This is a genomic window from Aurantiacibacter luteus (genome assembly GCF_001010945.1).
In the GTDB taxonomy this organism is placed as follows: Bacteria; Pseudomonadota; Alphaproteobacteria; order Sphingomonadales; family Sphingomonadaceae; genus Alteraurantiacibacter; species Alteraurantiacibacter luteus.
On sequence record NZ_LBHB01000001.1, the window covers coordinates 1,100,281 to 1,120,003 of the forward strand.

Below are 19,723 nucleotides of genomic sequence, written 5' to 3' on the forward strand. Positions count from 1 at the left end.
GTAACAGACTTTATCGTAAGCATTCGACGCGAAAGGTCAATCCGCGCGTTCGAATCGCTTTCAAACCTGAAAGGCATGAAGAATGACCGACGTCGTCATCGCAGGGTATGTCCGCTCTCCCTTCCATCCCGCGCACCGCGGGGCGCTCGCCAAGGTCCGTCCCGACGACCTGGCCGCCAACACGGTGAAGGGCCTGATCGAGCGCACCGGCGTGAAGGCCGAGGACATCGAGGACCTGGTGCTCGGCTGCGCCTTCCCCGAGGGTGAGCAGGGCTTCAACCTCGCCCGCCTCGTCGTGCTGCTGGCCGACCTGCCGCAAAGCATCGGCGGCATCACCATGAACCGTTTTTGCGGCAGCTCGATGAGCGCGGTCCACTATGCCGCCGGCCAGATCGCCGCTGGCGCGGGCGAGGTGTTCATCGCCGCCGGTGTGGAGGCCATGAGCCGCGTGCCGATGACCGGCTTCAACCCCATGCCCAACCCCAAGCTGGCCGAGAAGAGCGCGGCCTATGTCGGCATGGGCGACACTGCCGAGAACCTCGCGAAGAAGTACGAGATCGACCGCCCGACGCAGGAGGCCTTCGCCGTCGAGAGCCAGCGCAAGGCCGGCGTCGCCATGCAGGAAGGCAAGTTCAAGGACGAGATCGTCCCGATTACGCTCGCCGACGGCACCGTGGTCGACACCGACGGCACCCCGCGCCCCGAGACGACCGCCGAGGGGCTTTCCGGCCTCAAGCTCGCCTTTGACGCCAACGGCACCGTCACCGCCGGCACCGCCAGCCCGCTGACCGATGGCGCCGCCGCCCTGCTGGTGTGCAGCGCCGACTATGCCGCGCGCAATGGCCTCAAGGTCCTCGCCAGGATCAAGAGCATGGCCATCAGCGGCTGCGCGCCCGAGATCATGGGCATCGGCCCGGTCGAGGCGAGCAAGAAGGCGCTCGAGCGTGCCGGCCTCACCATCGACGACATCGACGTGGTCGAACTGAACGAGGCCTTCGGCAGCCAGGCGCTCGCCTGCATCGGCGACCTCGGCATCAAGGCCGACCGCATCAATCTCGACGGCGGCGCGATTGCCGTCGGCCACCCGCTCGGCGCCACCGGCGCGCGCATCACCGGCAAGGTCGCCAGCCTGCTGAAGCGCGAAGGCAAGCGTTATGGTCTCGCCACCCAGTGCATCGGCGGCGGCCAGGGCATCGCCACCATCCTGGAGGCCGCGGAATGAGCGACAAGACCATCAAGAAGGTCTGCGTGATCGGCGCGGGCACTATGGGCGCCGGCATCGCCGCGCAGGTCGCCAATGCGGGCGTTCCCGTGCTGCTGCTCGACATCGTGCCCGAGGGTGCGACCAACCGCAACGCCGTGGCCGAGGGCGCGGTCGCCAAGATGCTCAAGACCGACCCCGCCCCCTTCATGGGCAAGCGCGCGGCCAAGCTGGTGGAGACCGGCAATATCGAGGACCACCTCGACAAGGTCGCCGATTGCGACTGGGTGGTCGAGGCGATCATCGAACGGCTCGACATCAAGCAGGACCTCTACGCCAAGCTCGAGGCCGTCCGCACGCCCGGCACCGCGGTATCGAGCAACACCAGCACCATTCCGCTGGCGCAGCTTACCGACGGTCGCAGCGAGGATTTCAAGCGCGACTTCCTCATCACGCACTTCTTCAATCCGCCGCGCTACATGCGCCTGATCGAGATCGTGGCGGGGCCGCAGAGCGATGCCGCGACCGTCGCCCGCGTGCGCGATTTCGTCGACCGCAAGCTTGGCAAGAGTGTGGTCGATGCCGAGGACTCGCCCGGCTTCATCGCCAACCGTGTCGGCACCTTCTGGATCCAGCAGGCGGTCAACTCCGCCTTCGAGCAGGGCATCAGTGTCGAGGAAGCGGACGAGATCGGCGGCAAGCCGATGGGCGTGCCCAAGACCGGCGTCTTCGGCCTGATCGACCTCATCGGCATCGACCTGATGCCGCACCTGATGAAGTCGCTGACCAGCACCCTGCCCGCCGACGATCCCTACCAGAAGATCGCCCGCAGCGAGCCGCTGATCGAGGCGATGATCGCCGACGGATATACCGGCCGCAAGGGCAAGGGCGGCTTCTATTCCATGGCCAAGGCCGAGGACGGCAGCCGCACCAAGATGGCCAAGGACCTGAAGAGCGGCGAGTACCGTGCCGCCGCGCGTCCCGGCCTCGTCGGCGGCTCGGCCGCGCGAGGCGATCTGAAGGCGCTGATCTCGGCCAAGGGCAAGGTCGGCGACTATGCCTGGTCCGTGCTCGGCCCGACTCTCGCCTACGCTGCCTCCATCGTGCCCGAAGCGACCGCCACGGTCACCGGCGTCGACGATGCCATGCGCCTCGGCTACAACTGGAAGGCCGGCCCGTTCGAGATGATCGACAACATCGGCGCCGCCCATTTCGTCGAGCGCCTGAAGGCGGACGGCATCGCCGTGCCGCCGATCCTCGAGGCCGTGGGTGACGGCACCTTCTACCGCATCGAGAACGGCAAGCGGCAGTACTTCGGTACCGATGGCGCCTACCACGACATCGAGCGGCCCGAGGGCGTGCTGCTGCTGGAGGACATCAAGCGCACCGCCGAGCCGCTGCTGAAGAACGGCAGCGCCGCGCTGTGGGACGTGGGCAACGGCGTCGTCGCGCTCGAATTCACCGGCAAGATGAATGCGCTCGACGAGCAGGTCATGAAGCTGATCGCCCAGGCCGTGCCGATGGTGGCGAAGGACTACAAGGCGCTCGTCGTCTACAACGAAGGCTCCAACTTCTCCGCCGGTGCCAATCTCGGCCTCGCCATGTTCGCGCTCAACATCGCGGCCTGGGGCGAGGTGGAGAAGCTCATCAAGGGCGGGCAGGATGCCTACAAGGCGCTGAAGTACGCCCCCTTCCCCGTCGTCGCCGCACCCGCTGGCCTCGCGCTCGGCGGTGGCTGCGAGGTGTGCCTCAACTCCGATGCCATCCAGGCGCACGCGGAAACCTACATCGGTCTCGTCGAGACCGGCGTGGGCCTGATCCCCGGCTGGGGCGGCTGCGGCGAGATGCTGAGCCGCTGGCAGGATGACAAGCGCCAGCCGCGCGGCCCCATGCCCGCGGTCAGCAAGGTATTCGAGATCGTCTCGACAGCCACCGTCGCCAAGTCCGCCGCCGAAGCCAAGGACCTCAAGTTCCTGCGCGAAAGCGACGGCGTGACCATGAACCGCGACCGCCTGCTCTACGACGCCAAGCAGCGCGCGCTGGCCATGGTCGACGGCTACACCCCGCCCGAAAAGCCCGAGTATCGCCTGCCCGGCCCCGCCGGCGCGGCGGCGCTCAAGCTGGCGGTGGACAGCTTCCGCAAGCAGGGCATGGCCACGCCCCACGACGAGACCGTCGCGGGCGTGCTGGCGCACATCCTGACCGGCGGCAACACCGACATCACCGAAGTGACCACCGAGGCCGACCTGCTCAAGCTCGAGCGCGAGGGCTTCATGAAGCTCGTGCGCGATCCCAAATCGCAGGCCCGGGTCGAGCAGATGCTCGAGACCGGCAAGCCGCTCCGTAACTGACCCACGTTCTCGAAACCCGAAAGGACCTGTCCCATGCAAGTCTATGAAGCTCCCATCCGCGACATGCGTTTCGTGCTGGAGGAACTCCACACCGACGACGGCTTCGGCGATCTCGAAGGGTTCGAGGATTTCGACGAGGACATGCGCTCCGCCATCCTTGAGGAAGCGAACAAGCTGTGCCGTGACGTGCTGCTGCCCCTGAACTGGCCGGGCGACCAGCAGGGCTGCCGGATCGAGAACGGCGTGGTCCGCACGCCCGACGGCTTCCCCGAAGCCTACAAGGCCTTCTGCGAGGCGGGCTGGGCCGGCTTGGTCGTCGACCAGAAGTGGGGCGGCCAGGGCGCGCCGCACTCCCTCGCCAAGATGGTCGAGGAGATGAGCTGTTCCACCAACCTCAGCTTCGGCCTCTACCCCGGCCTCACCGGCGGGGCGATGGTGGCGCTGGAGGCCTATGGCTCCAACGACCTCAAGAACCTCTACCTGCCTAAGATGGCGAACGGCGAATGGTCCGGCACCATGTGCCTGACGGAAAGCCACTGCGGTACCGATCTGGGCATGCTGCGGACCAAGGCCGTGCCGCAGGACGACGGCAGCTACCTCGTCACCGGCAACAAGATCTTCATCAGCGCCGGCGACCATGACCTGGCGGACAACATCGTCCACCTCGTCCTCGCCCGCCTGCCCGATGCGCCCGCGGGCGTGAAGGGGATCAGCCTGTTCCTCGTGCCCAAGTACCTGCCCAAGGACGACGGGACGCTCGGCGATCGCAACGGTGCCGGCCCGACCGCCATCGAGCACAAGATGGGCCTCAAGGCCTCGGCCACCTGCCAGATGAGCTTCGAGAACTCGAAGGGCTGGCTCGTGGGCGAGCCGAACCGCGGCCTCGAGGCCATGTTCGCCATGATGAACACCGAGCGCGTGGCCGTGGGCATCCAGGGCCTCGGCGTAGGCGAGATCGCCTACCAGAGCGCCGTCTACTACGCCAAGGACCGCCTGCAGGGTCGCTCGCTCTCGGGCGTGAAGAACCCGTCCGGTCCCGCCGATCCGATCATCGTCCACCCCGACGTGCGCCGCATGCTGATGACCATGCGTGCCTATAACGAGGGCTGCCGGGCGCTGAGCGCCTGGGTCAGTCGCGCGCTCGATGCCGAGCACGCCGCGAAGGAGCCCGAAGCCCGCGCCCGCGCCAAGGACTTCGTCGCCCTGATGACGCCGGTGGTGAAGGCGCTCTTCACCGATCTCGGCCACGAGAGCGCGCACCTCGCGGTGCAGGTCTACGGCGGACACGGCTACATCCAGGAAAGCGGCGTGGAGCAGTTCGCCCGCGATGCCCGTATCGCCATGATCTACGAAGGCACCAACGGCATCCAGGCGCTCGACCTGGTCGGCCGCAAGCTGCCCGACCGCATGGGCCGCAACCTGCGCAGCTTCTTCCACCCGGTCAGCCAGTTCATCGAGGACAACGGCGCGGATGCGAACATCGGCAAGATGGTGGGCGCGCTGCAGCAGAGCTTCGGCGCGTTGCAGCTCGCCACCGGGCACATCGCGCAGAAGGGCATGAAGGACCCCGAGGAAGCGGCCGCCGCGGCGACCGATTACCTGCGCCTGCTGGGCTTCGTCGCCATGGGCTACTGCTTCGCCAAGGCGGCCAAGGTCGCCCACGCAAAACTGGCCGAAGGCACGGGCGAGGCCGATTTCTACAAGGCCAAGCTCGTCACCGCGCAGTTCTTCTTCGACCGCCTGCTGCCGCCTGCCACCGCGCAGTTCATGGCGATCCGCAGCGGCAAGGCGAGCATGATGGACATGCCGGCGGAAGCCTTCTGATGAACGCCGGTGGCCCAAACGAAAGGGTTGGGGCTTTCGCCAGCCGCCTGCGTATCCCCGCCATCGTCGCCCCCATGTTCCTGGTCTCCGGACCGAACCTGGTGGTGGAGACGTGCAAGGCGGGGCTTTGCGGCACCTTTCCCGCGCTCAACCAGCGCACCTCGCAAGGCTTCGAGGACTGGCTGGTCGAGATCAAGGATCGCCTCGGCCCGGACGATGCGCCCTATGGCGTGAACCTCATCGTCCACCACTCGAACCCGCGCGTTCAGGCGGACCTGGAGCTGTGCGTGAAGTACGAGGTGCCGCTCATCATCACCTCATTGGGCGCGGTGCCGGACCTGGTGAGCGCGGTGCATTCCTACGGCGGTCTCGTCTTCCACGACGTCATCATGCGTCGCCACGCGGAAAAGGCCGTGGAGGCCGGTGTGGACGGCATCATTGCCGTCGCCGCCGGTGCGGGCGGGCATGCGGGCACCTTCAGCCCCTTCGCGCTCGTCAGCGAGATCCGCGAGTTCTACGACGGTGCCATCATCCTGTCGGGCTCGATGAGCCACGGCGGCCATGTCCTGGCCGCAGAGGCCATGGGCGCGGACTTTGGCTACCTCGGCAGCCACTTCATCGCCGCAAGCGAGAGCATGGCCTCCGACGAGCAGAAGGCGATGATGATTGGCGCGAGCGCCAAGGACATCACCTACACCGACAAGGTGACGGGCGTCGGCGCCAACTTCATGACCCCCAGCCTCGCCGCCGCCTCGCACGAGCATTCGGGCGAGATGTCGCTGAACGAGGAAGCGCGGGCGTGGAAGACCGTCTGGTCTGCCGGCCACGGCGTCGGCGCGGTCAAGGACGTGCGCCCCACCGCCGATCTCGCCGCGCAGCTGATAGCGGAGTATGACGCGGCCAAGGCGAAAATCTGCGGCTGATGGCACGAAGCGCGCCGCGGACCGTTGGTGGCGTGGATGAATGACGTCACCGAACTGGTCGCCCGCGGTGCCATCGCCCTGCAACCGCAGGGAGTGCCGCGCATAAACGCGCTCGGCACGGCCACACCTTCGCGCGATGCGCACGCCAGCTACAACGAGTATGCCGCACGGCAGATTGCCGATCCGCGCGAGGAAAAGCTGTTTCGCCGCATGACCGAGCGCGGCGGCATCGACCACCGCTACTCCGTCCTCGAACCCGCAGACATCGCCATGGAGGCGGGCAGCTTCTACGACGCCGCCAATCCCACCGGCACGGCTGGAAGGATGCGGCGCTACGCCGCCGAAGCGCCCGAGCTGGCGCTGGCGGCCATCGACAAGCTGCCCGACCTCGCGGGCATCACCCATATCGTCGTCGCCAGCTGCACTGGCTTCATGGCCCCGGGCCTCGACCAGGTCATCGCCCGCCGCCTCGGCCTCTCGCCGAGCGTGGAGCGGGTGAGCATCGGCTTCATGGGCTGCTACGCCGGCATCACGCTGCTCAGGACCGCCGGCCACATCGTGCGCGGCAACCCGGCGGCGCGAGTGCTGGCCGTATCGGTGGAGCTGTGCTCGCTCCACCTGCAGGACGGCGCGACGCTCGAACAGCTCCTCGCCATGGGCCAGTTCGCCGACGGGGCCGCCGCCGCGCTCGTCACCGGCAGCGGGCCGGGATTGGTGCTGGGCGAAGGACTCTCCGCGGCGCTGGAGGATTCGGGCGATCTCATCACCTGGACCATCGGCGAGACGGGCTTCGTGATGCATCTTTCGGGCGCGGTGCCGGGCCGCCTCGCCGAAGCCCTGGCGGACGAGCGCATGGCCGAGAAACTGCGCGCCGGCGGCGAGCCGGACGCCTGGGCCGTCCATCCCGGCGGCAAGTCGATCCTCGACGCGGTCGAACGCGGGCTGCACCTGCCCGCCGATGCTCTCGATACCTCGCGCGCCGTGCTGCGCGAAGTCGGCAACATGAGTTCGGCCACGGTCCTGTTTGTCATCCAGCGGATGATGGAACAGCGGCCGCGCAACGGCCTCGCCCTCGCCTTCGGGCCGGGGCTGGCGATGGAAGGGGTGCGCTTTCATTGGGACGACGGGGAATGAGCGGCATGTTGGCCCAGCGCCTCGAAACCGAGGAACTGATGGACGATCCGGCCTTGCCGGAGGCGACATATCGCGAGGTGCTGGCCGACCTCGCCCGCGTCAACCGCGCCACCCTTGCCTATCGCCCCACCCTCGCTTTTCTCGAGCGCGCGCTTGCGGGCCGCGACAGCTTCCGCCTGCTCGATGTCGGCTACGGCCAGGGCGACATGCTGCGCCGGATCGCGCAATGGGCAGAGGCGAATGGCAAGACAGCCGAATTGGTCGGCGTCGACCTAAACCCTAACAGCGCCGTAGTCGCGCGCGAGGCGACACCTGCGGGTCTGCCGATTTCCTACCACACCGGCGACTACGCCGATCTGCTCGGCGGCAGTTGGGACGTCGTCGTCTCCAGCCTCGTCGCCCACCACATGAGCCGCGAGGAGCTGGTGCTGTTCATGCGCTTCATGGAGGCCGAGGCGCGTGCCGGGTGGTTTATCAACGACCTCCACCGCCACGCCGTCAGCTATTCGGGCTACCCGCTGCTCGCCTGGGCGGCGCGCTGGCATCCCATCGTTCGCGCCGACGGGCGCACCTCCATCGCCCGCTCCTACCGTCCTGCCGAATGGCCCGCCCTGCTCGCCGAAGCCGGCGTCGAGGGCCAGCGGATCGAGCGGTATTTCCCCTTTCGCCTGTGCGTATCGAAGACCCGCTGATCGTCGGAGCCGGGCCCGCCGGTTGCGCGGCGGCCATCCGGCTCGGGCAGGCGGGCGCCGCGCCGCTGTTGCTCGACCGTGACGAAGAGGTCGGCGATCCCCTGTGCGGCGGCTTCCTCAGCTGGCGCACGGCGGAGCAACTCGCCTCGCTCGGCCTATCGCCTGCGGCACTCGGCGCGCACCGCGTAACCCGGCTGCGCCTGTTCGACGGCCCACGCGAGGCCGCGCTCGACCTGCCGCACGCCGCCTGGGGCCTCTCCCGCCACGCGCTCGACACTGCCATGCGCGCCCGCGCGCTGGCGAGCGGCGCAAAGCTGGAGTTCGACGCCGTGCGCGCCGTCGACGGCCTCGCTGTGGAGGGCCGCGCCGCCAGCTATCGTCCGCAAAGCCTCTTCCTCGCCACCGGCAAGCACGACGTTCGCGGCGAAACCCGCCCGCGCGAGGCCAAGGACACTGCACTCGGCCTGCGCCTGCGCCTCCCGCCCACGCCCGAGCGCCTGCGCCTGCTCGGCGGCGCAATCGAGCTGCACCTCTTCCCCGGCGGATATGTCGGCATCGTGCTGCAGGAAGGCGGCAGTGCCAACCTTTGCCTCGCCATGCGCAAGAGCGCGCTGGCCAAGGCCGGTGGCTCGCCCGAGGCGCTGTTCGCGCGGCTGGCGCAGGCCAACCCCGCCCTCGCCGCCCGCCTCGGTGACGACTGGCGACAGGTGCGCTGCGACACCATCGGCGCGGTGCCTTATGGCTTCATCGCCCGCGATACGTCCCCCGGCCTGTTCCGCCTCGGCGACCAGGCCGCGGTGATCCCCTCGCTGGCGGGAGAAGGCATCTCCATCGCACTCGCCAGCGGCGCCATGGCGGCCGAGCACTGGACCCACGGCGGACCCGCCGCCGCCCCCGCCTACCAGCGCGCCTTCGCCTCCAGCGCCCGCCTGCCCGTCACCCTCGCCTCTGCCGCATGGCACGCCGCCGAGACCCGCCTCGGCGCACGCGCCGCGCTTGCGCTTGCCCGCATCGCGCCTTCGCTCGTCGCCGGGTTCGCCGACCGCGCCCGGATTGCCGCCCCCTCCCTTGCGCCCCGGTAAGCGTCTGCTAGGACGCGGCCAAACTCCACGCTCACAGCAGGGAAACCGATGGCCAAGATTCAGGTAAAGAACCCCATCGTCGAGATCGACGGCGACGAAATGACCCGCATCATCTGGGAATGGATCCGCGAGCGGCTGATCTTGCCCTATCTCGACGTGGACCTGAAATACTACGATCTCAGCGTCGAGAAGCGCGACGAGACGGGCGACCAGATCACCATCGATTCCGCCGAGGCGATCAAGAAATACGGCGTAGGCGTGAAGTGCGCCACCATCACGCCCGACGAGGCGCGCGTCGAGGAATTCAATCTCAAGTCCATGTGGCGCAGCCCCAACGGCACGATCCGCAATATCCTGGGCGGCACGATCTTCCGTGAGCCCATCGTCATCGATAACGTGCCACGCCTGGTGCCGGGCTGGACCGATCCCATCGTTGTCGGCCGCCACGCCTTTGGCGACCAGTACCGCGCCACCGACACGCTGATCCCCGGCGCGGGCAAGCTGCGCATGGTGTTCGAGGGCGACAACGGCGAAACCATCGACCTCGAGGTTCATACCTTCGACCAGCCCGGCGTCGCCATGACGATGTACAACCACGACGAGTCCATCCGCGACTTCGCGCGGGCCAGCTTCAATTACGGCCTCGACCGTGGCTGGCCGGTGTACCTCTCCACCAAGAACACCATCATGAAAAAGTACGATGGCCGCTTCAAGGACCTGTTCCAGGAGGTTTTCGACACCGAGGGCTTCAAGGAGAAGTTCGCCGAAAAGGGCATCGGCTACGAACACCGCCTGATCGACGACATGGTGGCGAGCGCGCTCAAGTGGAGCGGCAAATTCGTCTGGGCCTGCAAGAACTACGACGGCGACGTGCAGTCGGACGTCGTGGCGCAGGGCTTCGGCTCGCTCGGCCTGATGACCAGCGTGCTGATGACGCCCGACGGCAAGACCGTGGAGGCCGAGGCTGCGCACGGCACCGTCACCCGCCACTATCGCCAGCACCAGCAGGGCAAGGCGACCAGCACCAACCCGATCGCCAGCATCTTCGCCTGGACCCGCGGCCTGATGTACCGCGGCCGCTTCGACGGCACGCCGGACGTGGTGAAGTTCGCCGAGACGCTCGAGCGCGTGTGCATCGAGAGCGTGGAAAGCGGCAAGATGACCAAGGATCTCGCGCTCCTCATCGGGCCGGACCAGCCGTGGATGACCACCGAGCAGTTCTTCGAGGCCATCGTCGAGGGGCTGGAAAAGGAAATGGCGGCGCAGGGACTCGGCTAACACCGTGCGCTGGCTGGGCATTGCCGGCGGAGCGGCGGCGCTGATCGCGCTCTCCCCGCTCGCCGCGCCGCAACTGCTGGCCTTTCCCTACAAGGCCGAGAGTGAAATCGGCACCGTCTGGTCGGAACGGCCGATTGATACTGCTAGGCTGGGCGCGGTGGCGGGCGAGACGCGCGCACTGCTCGCCGCCAGTCCGATCGCCGAACCGGACGAGCGGCGGCCCGTCTTCCTCACCGACGGCGGCTGGCGCTGGCTGTGGCTCGCCAATACCTCGCGCGGCGGCTTCGGCCTGACCCGTCCGGTGAGCGAGGCGGTGATCGTCAACGATGCCGACGTGGCGGCGAATACCGTCGACAACGGCTCCGCCACCCGCACGCTCTCCGCAATTCTCGCGCACGAGTTCGTCCACGGCATCCAGCGCCGCCGCTACGGCCTTGGCATCGCCCTGAAACCGCAGTGGCTGACCGAGGGCTATGCCGACCATGTCGCGCAGGAAAGTACGCTGTCCGATGGCGAGGCCGAGGCCATGATGGCGCGCGGCGAGAACCACCCCGCCCTGTCCTACTGGGAGGGCCGCAAGCGCGTTGCCGCCGCGCTGGAAGCCAACGGCGGCGATGTGGACGCACTTTTTACCGGAGACCCCGAGTGACCAAGGCCCGCCTCGAGATCCGCCAGGCCGAAATCGCCGACATCCGCCGCATCGCGGCGCTGGCGAAGCGCGTGTACGAGGACTTTGCCCCCTACACCGCCAGCGAGATCCGCGGGCAGATCAACAACTATCCGCAAGGCTGCTTCGTCGCCCTGCTCGACGGAAAGCTGATCGGATATTGCGCCACCATGCGAATCGGCGGCGACAAGGCGCTGATGCCGCACAGCTGGGACGAGATCACCGGCAACGGCTATGGCGCGCGGCACGATCCGAATGGCGACTGGCTCTACGGCTACGAGCTTTGCGTCGATCCCAAGACCCGCGGCACGCGCATCGGGCGCAGGCTGTACGAGGAACGCCGCGCGCTGGCGGAACAGCTGGAGCTGAAGGGCATCGTCTTCGGTGGGCGAATGCCCAACTACGGTCGCATGGCACGCCGGGTGGACGGGCCGCAGGACTATCTCGACCAGGTCGTGGCGGGCAAGATCCACGATCCCGTCATCCGCTTCCAGCTCGCCAACGGTTTCGAGCCGGTGGGCGTGCTCAAGGGCTACCTGCCCGAGGACAAGCGCAGCCGCGGCAACGCCGTGCAGATGATCTGGCGCAATCCCTTCGTCGACCAAGAATCGGGCCCGCGCCCGCGTGTCCCGCGCGGGGTCGAGAACGTGCGCGTCGCCACCTGCCAGCTGCAGGCGCGCGCGGTGAAGGACTTCGACGAGTTCATCGGCCAGATCCGCTATTTCGTCGATGTCGCAAGCGATTACGAGGCGGACTTCATCCTCTTCCCCGAGCTGTTCACGCTGATGCTGTTGAGCGCCGAGGAAGAGGAACTCAGTCCCATCGCCAGTATCGAGCGCCTGTCCGAATACACGCCGCGCATCCGCGAGGCGCTGTCCGAGATGGCGCTCAAGTCCAACATCAACATCATCGGCGGCAGCCATCCCACGCGCATGGAGGACGGCGACATCCACAACATCGCCATCGTCTGCCTGCGCGATGGCAGCGTGCACACGCAGGAGAAGATCCACCCCACGCCGAACGAAGCCTACTGGTGGAACATCCGCGGCGGCGATGCGGTGGACGTGATCCAGACCGACTGCGGCCCCATCGGCGTGCTGATCTGCTACGACAGCGAATTCCCCGAACTCGCCCGCCGCCTGGTGGACGAGGGCGCGCGGATCATCTTCGTGCCGTTCTGCACCGACAGCCGGCAGGGCTACATGCGCGTGCGCTATTGCTCGGCGGCGCGCGCGATCGAAAACCAGTGCTTCATGGTTTTGAGCGGCAACGTCGGCAACCTGCCCAACGTCGCCAACATGGACATCCAGTACGCGCAGAGTTGCATCCTGACCCCCTGCGACTTCCCCTTCGCCCGCGACGGCATCGCGGCGGAGGCATCGGAGAACGTCGAGACGCTGACGATCAGCGACGTGAACCTGGCAGACCTCGCCTGGGCGAGGGCCGAGGGCACGGTACGCAACCTGGCCGACCGGCGCTTCGATCTCTACCGTATCGAGTGGGAGCAGAAGGAAAAGCTCGACGGCGACACGGCCACCGAGCCGAGCGGCCCTCCGCCCACGCGCCAGCATGGGCCGGGCGGCGGCTGACCCGCCTTATTCGGCAGCTTCCTGCGCGGCCTCTACGGGGTCGTCGGCCTGCCGGGCCAGCATCTGACGCTCGGCAAGCTTCTCCCGCTCCACCTTTTCGCGCGACTCGGCGACCGAGCGCGCCTTTTCGGCCAGCCCGCGCCAGGTCTTCTCGGCCCGAAGCTCCCTGTCCCGCACGTTGTCTAGCTGGGCATTGCTTGCAGCGAGCGCGGCCGCATCGGCACGTTCGCAGCACATTTCGTAAGTATCGGCCATGACTGTCTCCTGCGCGCCGGAGGGATGGCGGGCGCGAGGCCGATGCCCCGCGCCCGCCGGTTCGATCAGTCCGCGGAGGACAGGTTGATCGCGCTTTCCTTGCCGTTGCGGCCGGTTTCGACCTCGTAGTTCAGGCGCTGCTCCTTATCGAGCGTCTGCATGCCCGCGGCCTGCACGGCCGAGATGTGCACGAAGCTGTCGTTCGAGCCGTCGTCCGGCTGAATGAAGCCATAGCCCTTGTCGGCATTGAAGAATTTTACGGTGCCGGTTTTCGACATGATGTGTTCCTTTCGAGAACGTATGTGCCCGCCGGCGAGATTGCCGGCTGGTCGTCGCGTCAGTTCGTCCGAAGAAAGGAAGTCGTCGTCTGGTTTACGCCGGGGCCTGAAAGGCAATCGGCGGTCGGCAAATCTCGAAGTCCGTCGCAAATTTCGACGTCAGCGATCCCTACTTAGGGACTTGCCGCGAAAATAGCGAGGATTCATTCTCCGGCGCGTGCGGGCACGGCTCCGGCCGTGGCGCGGCTGACCAGCCAGATCGCCAGCCAGGCGGCGATGAAGCCGGGGATGATCTCGTAGATTCCCGTCGCCTCGCCCAGCCCGCTGAAGATCCACACGATAACCACCAGCGCCCCGGTGACGAGGCCGGCCACGCCGCCCGCACCGGTCATGCGATTCCAGGTCAGCGCCAGAATGATCAGCGGTCCGAAGGCCGCGCCGAAGCCCGCCCAGGCATTGCTCACCAGCGACAGCACGCCGCTGTCCGCATCGCTCGCGATGGCGATGGCCGCAATGGCCACCAGCACCGTGCTGACGCGACCGACCGTCACCGCCTCGCGCTCGCTTGCGTCCTTCTTCAGGAACAGGCGGTAGAAGTCCTCGGTCAGCGAACTGGAGGCGACGAGCAGCTGGCTCGAGATCGTGCTCATCACCGCCGCCAGCAGCGCGGCCAGCAGGAAGCCGGTGACAAAGGGGTGGAACAGCAGGTCGGCGAGCAGGATGAAGATCGTCTCCGGGTCCTCCAGCGCCACGGCGGGGTTGCGCTCGACATAGGCCCGGCCCGCCAGCCCAATGCCGATGGCACCGATCAGGGCCACCGCCATCCACGTCATGCCGATGTTGCGCGCCGCCGGAATGCCACCCTCGCGCACCGCCATGAAGCGCACGATGATGTGCGGCTGCCCGAAATAGCCGAGGCCCCATGTCACCGCGCTGAGGAAGCCGATCAGCGTAAGGCCCGAGAACAGCGAGAGAAAGCCCGGATCGACCCCGGCCAGCGTCTCGCGCATCTGCGACAGCCCGCCCCCGCCCTGCCCGTAGAGCACCACCAGCGGCATGATGACGAGGGCGGTCACCATGATGAGGCCCTGCACGAAGTCGGTCAGGCTCACCGCCAGGAACCCGCCCACCGCGGTATAGGCCAGCACCACCAGCGCGGTGACGAGGACGCCGGCGAAATAGGGGCTCATGCCCAGCACCTCGCCATCTAGGAACATCGTCTCGAACAGCTTGCCGCCGGCGACCAAGCTGGCTGCCGAATAGACGGCGAAGAACACGACGATCACCAGCGCGGAGACCACGCGCAGCAGCACGGCCTTGTCGGGAAAGCGGTTGGCGAGGAATTCGGGGATGGTCAGCGCGTTGCCGTATTCCACCGTCTGGCGGCGCAGGCGCGGCGCGACGACGATCCAGTTGACCAGCGCGCCCACGAACAGGCCGATGCCGATCCACGCCTCCACCAGCCCCGTGGCATAGAGCGCGCCCGGCAGGCCCAACAGCAGCCAGCCGCTCATGTCGCTGGCTCCGGCCGAGAGCGCCGCGACCGCGGGGCTGAGGTTGCGCCCGCCAAGCAGATAGCCCTCGCTGTCCGCCGTCGAGCGCTTCCATGCATAGAGGCCGATGGCGAGCATCAGGATGAAATAGAGGGCGAGCGCGATGATCGTGGGCGTCTGCATGGCTGCCCTGTGTAACGATAGCGCGCGTGCTGGCTAGGGTTCAGTTACCGCTTTGCCCGTTGCCGCGCGCCCTTCGCATCTGCAATAGACGCCCGATGCACGGCGCCGAACTTTCCACCACAATGAGCGATGCCTTGGTGATCCTGGGCGCTACCGGCATCGTCATCCCGCTGTTCGCGCGCTTTCGCGTCACCCCGATCATCGGTTTCATCCTGATCGGACTGCTGGTCGGACCCTTCGGTCTCGGGCGACTGGTGGGCGAGGCTCCTTGGCTCTACTACGTCTCCATCTCCCAGCCCGAGGCGCTGGAGCCTTTCGCCGAGTTCGGCATCATTCTGCTGCTGTTCACCATCGGGCTGGAGTTGAGCTTCAACCGCCTGTGGCAGCTGCGGAAACTGGTTTTCGGCCTCGGCGCGCTGGAAGTGCTGGTCTCGGGCGGGCTGCTGGCGACGGCCCTGTGGGCGATGGGACAGTACTGGACTGGCGCTCTGGCGCTCGGCCTCGCCCTCGCGTTCAGTTCCACTGCGCTGGTGCTGCCTATCAGCGGCACGACCACGCCGGTGGGCCGCGCGGCGCTGTCGATGCTTTTGTTCGAGGACATCATGATCGTCCCGATCATCTTCCTCCTCGGCGCCCTCGGCCCGGCGGTGGGCGAGGAGGGCATGGGCGAAATCGTCGGCGTCCTGTGGCAGGGCGCGTTGGTGGTGGCGGTGATGATGGTCGCGGGCCGTTACCTGCTGCCGCATCTCTTCGCCCAGGCCGCGCGCACCAAGAGCCCCGAGCTGTTCCTCGCCGCCAGCCTTCTCGTGGTGATTGGGGCGAGCCTCGCCACCGCGCTCGTCGGCCTGTCGCCAATCGTCGGCGCGCTGGTGGCGGGCCTGCTGATCGCAGAGACCGAGTACCACTCCGAGGTCGAGGGCATCATCGAGCCGTTCAAGGGCCTCGCGCTAGGCGTGTTCCTGATGACCGTGGGCATGAGCATCGACCTTGCGGTGGTCTGGGCGCAGCTGCCGGCAATCGTGCTGGCCGTGGTCGCCGTGCTGTCGCTCAAGGCCGTGGTGACGGGCGTCCTGCTGCGCCTGATGGGCGCGCGCCGGGCCACCGCTACCGAGACCGGCATCCTGATGGCGAGCCCTTCGGAGACGACGCTCATCATCCTCGCCGCGGCCGGTTCGGCGCTGCTGATCGACCGCGAGACGGCGCAGTTCTGGCAGATCGTCACCGCCGTCGGCCTCACCGTCACGCCGCTGCTGGCCGCGCTCGGCAAGCTGGTGGCCAGGCAGGTGGAGCCCGCCCCCGTGCTCGATCCGGTGGACGTGGCTGAGGATGAGCCGCGCGCCATCATCGTGGGCCTGGGCCGCGTGGGCCGGCTGGTGGCGCAGATGCTGCGCGTCCACGGCAAGCCCTATGTCGCCATCGATTTCGACCCCGACATCGTGGAGCGGGCCCGGCGCGAGGGCTATAACGCGATCTACGGCAACGCCATGCGCGACGATGCGCTGGGCGGGCTCGGCATCGAGCAGGCGCCCGCGGTGATCCTGACGATGGACGAGCACGTGCTGGCCGGCCGGCTGACCCGCAAGCTGCGCGCCCTTCGGCCCGACCTGCCGATCATCGCCCGCGCGCGCGACAGCGGCCACGCGGCCGAGCTCTACCGCAGCGGTGCAACCACCGCCGTGCCCGAAACGCTCGAAAGCTCGCTGCAACTGAGCGAGGCCGCGCTGGTCGACCTCGGCGTGGCGATGGGGCCGGTCATCGCCTCGATCCACGAAAAGCGCGACGAGTTCCGCGCCGAGATCCGCGAGGGCGGCGCCATCGCGCACACGCCCAAACTTCGCACGGGGCGCGTCGAAGGCTGACTTTCTCGGACCGTCCGGGCGACTGGGGCGTTGGTGGGGAAAGGAGACTTTCGATGAGCCACACCGACGATCCCACCAAGCCGACGCCGAATGCCGAGAAGTTCGCGCCCAAGAACGTCGCGGGCGACGATGCTCACGGTCGTCCGGATCGCGACATGAAGAACGTGCCGCGCGGCAGCGAACCCGACCGCCGCGGCGCGTCCGGAAACCGGGTCGGCTAGACGCTGACCCGGGCGAGGGCATCGCGCACGGCGGCGATGGCCGCGGCGGCCTTGTCCCCGTCGGGTCCGCCGCCTTGCGCCATGTCGGGCCGACCGCCGCCGCCCTTGCCGCCGACGGCCTCGACCCCGGCGCGCACGAGATCGACCGCACTGACCTGACCGGCGAGATCGTCCGTCACGCCGACAGCAACCGCCGCCTTGCCCTCATTCACCGCGACGATTGCCGCGACACCGCTGCAAAGCCTCGTCTTGGCACCGTCGAGCAGTCCGCGCAGTTCGCGCGGGTCCATCCCTTCAAGCACCTGGCCGGAAAAGGCGATGCCGCCGACGTCTTCGTCCGCCTGCGCCTCGCCCGAGCCACCACCGCCCAGCGCCAGCGCCTTTTTCGCCTCGGCCAGTTCGCGCTCCAGACGCTTGCGCTCGTCAACCAGCGCGGCGACACGCTCCTCGACTTCCTCGGGTGCGGTGCGCAACGTGGCGGCGACCGACTTGAGCGCCTCCTCGCGGCCCACGACCCACTGGCGCGCAGCCTCGCCCGTCAGCGCCTCGATACGCCGCACGCCGGAAGACACCGCGCTTTCCGCGACGATGCGAAACAGGCCGATGTCGCCGGTAGCGCGCACGTGGGTGCCGCCGCACAGCTCGACCGAATAGTTGCGTCCTGAACCGCCGTGATCCGGGCTGCCGATGGAGAGGACGCGCACTTCCTCGCCGTATTTCTCGCCGAACAGCGCCAGCGCACCTGCCTCGACGGCCTCGTCCGGGCTCATCAGGCGGGTGACGGTCTCGGCATTGGCGCGGATCTCGCCGTTCACCTCGGCCTCGATCGCGGCGATCTCGGACGGGAGCAGCGGCTTGGGGTGAGAGAAGTCGAAGCGGAAGCGATCCTCCGCCACCAGCGAGCCCTTCTGCGTCACGTGCTCGCCCAGGTGATGGCGCAGCGCCGCGTGGAGCAGGTGCGTGGCGGAATGATTGGCGCGCACGCGGTCGCGTCGCTCGGCGTCGATGGCCATGTGCACGGTATCGCCAACCGCGACCTTGCCCGCCTCGATGCGGCCGTGGTGTGCGTGCAGGCGCCCGAGCGGCTTGGCGGTATCGCTGACGGCAATATGCAGGCGATTGTCGCCGGTGATGGTGCCGGTGTCGCCCATCTGGCCGCCGCTTTCGCCATAGAACGGGGTCTGGTTGGTGAGCACGGTCACCTCCTGCCCGGCGTCGGCGGACTGCACCTCCTTGCCATCAACGACCAGCGCGACCACCCTGCCTTCGCCCTCGGTGGCGCTGTAGCCGGTGAACTCGCTCGCGCCCTCGCGCTCCGCGATGTCGAACCACACCTCGCTGTCGGCGGCCGCGCCGGAACCCTTCCAGGCCGCGCGCGCCGCCGCCTTCTGCTGCGCCATGGCGGCATCAAAACCCTCGCGCTCCACCGCAATACCGCGGCTGCGAAGCGCATCCTCGGTAAGGTCATAAGGGAAGCCGTAGGTATCGTAGAGCCGGAAAGCGGTTTCGCCGGGCAGGCTGTCGCCCTCGGTGAGGTCGGCGCTTTCGTCGTCGAGCAGGCGCAGGCCCTTCTCCAGCGTCTGGCGAAAACGCGTCTCCTCGCGCTCCAGCACCTCGGTGATGAGCGCCTGCGCGCGGCCGAGTTCTGGATAGGCCTGCCCCATCTCGCCCACCAGCGCGGGGACCATGCGGTGCATGAGCGGCTTGTCCGCGCCCAGCAGGTGCGCGTGGCGCATGGCGCGGCGCATGATGCGGCGAAGCACATAGCCGCGGCCTTCGTTCGACGGCAGCACGCCATCGGCGATGAGGAAGCTGGTCGAGCGCAGGTGATCGGCGATCACGCGGTGGCTGGCGATGGTCTCGTCCGTCGCTTTCGCCTTCACGAGCTCCTCGCTCGCCGCGATGAAGGTGCGGAAGGTGTCGGTCTCGAACACGTTGTGAACGCCCTGCATCACGGTGGCGATGCGTTCCAAGCCCATGCCGGTGTCGATACTGGGGCGCGGCAGGTTTCCCACGATCGCGTCGTTCTCCTGCACGTGCTGCATGAAGACGAGATTCCAGATCTCGACGAAGCGGTCGCCGTCCTCGTCGGGCGAGCCGGGAGGGCCGCCGGCCACGCTGTCACCGTGGTCCCAGAAGATTTCCGAGCACGGGCCGCACGGACCGTCAGCGCCCATCGCCCAGAAGTTGTCCTTGGTGGGGATACGGATGATGCGGCTTTCGGGCAGGCCGGCGATCTTGCGCCAGAGGTCAAAGGCCTCGTCGTCGGTATGGTAGACGGTGGCGGTCAGCCGGTTCGGATCGAGGCCGAGATCCTTCGTAACGAGGGTCCACGCGAGTTCGATCGCGCGTTCCTTGAAATAGTCGCCGAAGCTGAAGTTGCCCAGCATCTCGAAGAAGGTGAGGTGCCGCGCGGTGTAGCCGACGTTGTCGAGATCGTTGTGCTTTCCGCCTGCGCGCACGCATTTCTGACTGCTGGCAGCGCGCGGCGCGGGCGGGGTCTCGACGCCGGTGAAGACGTTCTTGAACGGCACCATGCCGGCATTGACGAACATGAGCGTCGGGTCGTTGTACGGCACCAACGGCGCGGACGGCGCCACGAGGTGATCCTCGGACGCGAAGTAATCGAGGAAGGTCCGGCGGATGTCGTTGGTCGAGTGCATGGCGGCGAATTAGGCGCTGGCGCGCGTGGG

At 67.7% G+C, this 19,723-nt stretch carries 16 protein-coding genes; 12 read left to right on the plus strand and 4 right to left on the minus strand.

Translation table 11 applies throughout. The features are described 5' to 3' along the window. Positions 1 to 82: 82 nt before the first annotated feature. From AAW00_RS05335 to AAW00_RS05380, 10 genes are read left to right on the plus strand one after another with little or no spacing between them, the layout of a single operon-like run. Positions 83 to 1,222, plus strand: a complete 1,140-nt coding sequence (locus AAW00_RS05335; protein ID WP_047003203.1) for a thiolase family protein — start codon at positions 83 to 85, stop codon at positions 1,220 to 1,222. Then, positions 1,219 to 3,552, plus strand: coding sequence for a 3-hydroxyacyl-CoA dehydrogenase/enoyl-CoA hydratase family protein (locus AAW00_RS05340; RefSeq protein ID WP_047003204.1), 2,334 nt, complete (start codon positions 1,219 to 1,221; stop codon positions 3,550 to 3,552). Before AAW00_RS05335 ends, AAW00_RS05340 begins: the two co-directional genes overlap by 4 nt. A 33-nt stretch (positions 3,553 to 3,585) precedes the next feature. Beyond that, positions 3,586 to 5,376 (plus strand): acyl-CoA dehydrogenase C-terminal domain-containing protein, encoded by a 1,791-nt coding sequence (locus AAW00_RS05345; RefSeq protein WP_047003205.1) that lies wholly within the window; start codon positions 3,586 to 3,588, stop codon positions 5,374 to 5,376. Then, on the plus strand, positions 5,376 to 6,299 hold the full coding sequence (locus tag AAW00_RS05350) for an NAD(P)H-dependent flavin oxidoreductase (RefSeq protein WP_047003206.1): 924 nt from the start codon (positions 5,376 to 5,378) through the stop codon (positions 6,297 to 6,299). Before AAW00_RS05345 ends, AAW00_RS05350 begins: the two co-directional genes overlap by 1 nt. A gap of 36 nt (positions 6,300 to 6,335) precedes the next feature. After that, positions 6,336 to 7,433: a type III polyketide synthase gene (locus tag AAW00_RS05355; RefSeq protein WP_047003207.1), complete on the plus strand. Its 1,098-nt coding sequence runs from the start codon at positions 6,336 to 6,338 to the stop codon at positions 7,431 to 7,433. Between the two features lie 5 nt (positions 7,434 to 7,438). Beyond that, positions 7,439 to 8,125: a methyltransferase domain-containing protein gene (locus AAW00_RS05360; RefSeq protein WP_047003563.1), complete on the plus strand. Its 687-nt coding sequence runs from the start codon at positions 7,439 to 7,441 to the stop codon at positions 8,123 to 8,125. After that, complete coding sequence (locus AAW00_RS05365) at positions 8,104 to 9,207, plus strand: NAD(P)/FAD-dependent oxidoreductase (protein ID WP_047003208.1); 1,104 nt, start codon at positions 8,104 to 8,106, stop codon at positions 9,205 to 9,207. The genes AAW00_RS05360 and AAW00_RS05365 overlap by 22 nt, the downstream gene beginning before the upstream one ends. Before the next feature lie 48 nt (positions 9,208 to 9,255). After that, entirely contained in the window at positions 9,256 to 10,485 is a 1,230-nt protein-coding gene (locus tag AAW00_RS05370; RefSeq protein WP_047003209.1) for an NADP-dependent isocitrate dehydrogenase, read from the plus strand. A gap of 4 nt (positions 10,486 to 10,489) precedes the next feature. Further along, positions 10,490 to 11,134, plus strand: a complete 645-nt coding sequence (locus tag AAW00_RS05375) for a hypothetical protein (RefSeq protein ID WP_047003210.1) — start codon at positions 10,490 to 10,492, stop codon at positions 11,132 to 11,134. Beyond that, entirely contained in the window at positions 11,131 to 12,741 is a 1,611-nt protein-coding gene (locus tag AAW00_RS05380) for a bifunctional GNAT family N-acetyltransferase/carbon-nitrogen hydrolase family protein (protein WP_047003211.1), read from the plus strand. The genes AAW00_RS05375 and AAW00_RS05380 overlap by 4 nt, the downstream gene beginning before the upstream one ends. A 6-nt stretch (positions 12,742 to 12,747) precedes the next feature. Here the strand turns inward: AAW00_RS05380 and AAW00_RS05385 are convergent, their stop codons facing one another. From AAW00_RS05385 to putP, 3 genes are all read right to left on the minus strand, one after another. Then, positions 12,748 to 12,996, minus strand: a complete 249-nt coding sequence (locus AAW00_RS05385) for a hypothetical protein (RefSeq protein WP_047003212.1) — start codon at positions 12,994 to 12,996, stop codon at positions 12,748 to 12,750. A 65-nt stretch (positions 12,997 to 13,061) separates the two neighbouring features. Next, complete coding sequence (locus AAW00_RS05390; protein WP_047003213.1) at positions 13,062 to 13,274, minus strand: cold-shock protein; 213 nt, start codon at positions 13,272 to 13,274, stop codon at positions 13,062 to 13,064. A 203-nt stretch (positions 13,275 to 13,477) separates the two neighbouring features. Continuing rightward, on the minus strand, positions 13,478 to 14,950 hold the full coding sequence (gene putP, locus AAW00_RS05395; RefSeq protein WP_047003214.1) for a sodium/proline symporter PutP: 1,473 nt from the start codon (positions 14,948 to 14,950) through the stop codon (positions 13,478 to 13,480). A 122-nt stretch (positions 14,951 to 15,072) separates the two neighbouring features. Between putP and AAW00_RS05400 the strand changes: the two genes are divergently transcribed. Together AAW00_RS05400 and AAW00_RS14890 are read left to right on the plus strand one after the other, a co-directional pair. Beyond that, a complete protein-coding gene (locus tag AAW00_RS05400; protein ID WP_241461632.1) occupies positions 15,073 to 16,809 on the plus strand; it encodes a cation:proton antiporter domain-containing protein in 1,737 nt (578 codons plus the stop codon). 53 nt (positions 16,810 to 16,862) lie between these two features. Next, positions 16,863 to 17,030 (plus strand): hypothetical protein, encoded by a 168-nt coding sequence (locus tag AAW00_RS14890; protein WP_156169931.1) that lies wholly within the window; start codon positions 16,863 to 16,865, stop codon positions 17,028 to 17,030. On the opposite strand, the gene alaS is transcribed toward AAW00_RS14890, so the two are convergent. Continuing rightward, entirely contained in the window at positions 17,027 to 19,693 is a 2,667-nt protein-coding gene (alaS, locus tag AAW00_RS05405) for an alanine--tRNA ligase (protein WP_047003216.1), read from the minus strand. The two genes, AAW00_RS14890 and alaS, sit on opposite strands and share 4 nt — an antisense overlap. Positions 19,694 to 19,723: the final 30 nt, after the last annotated feature.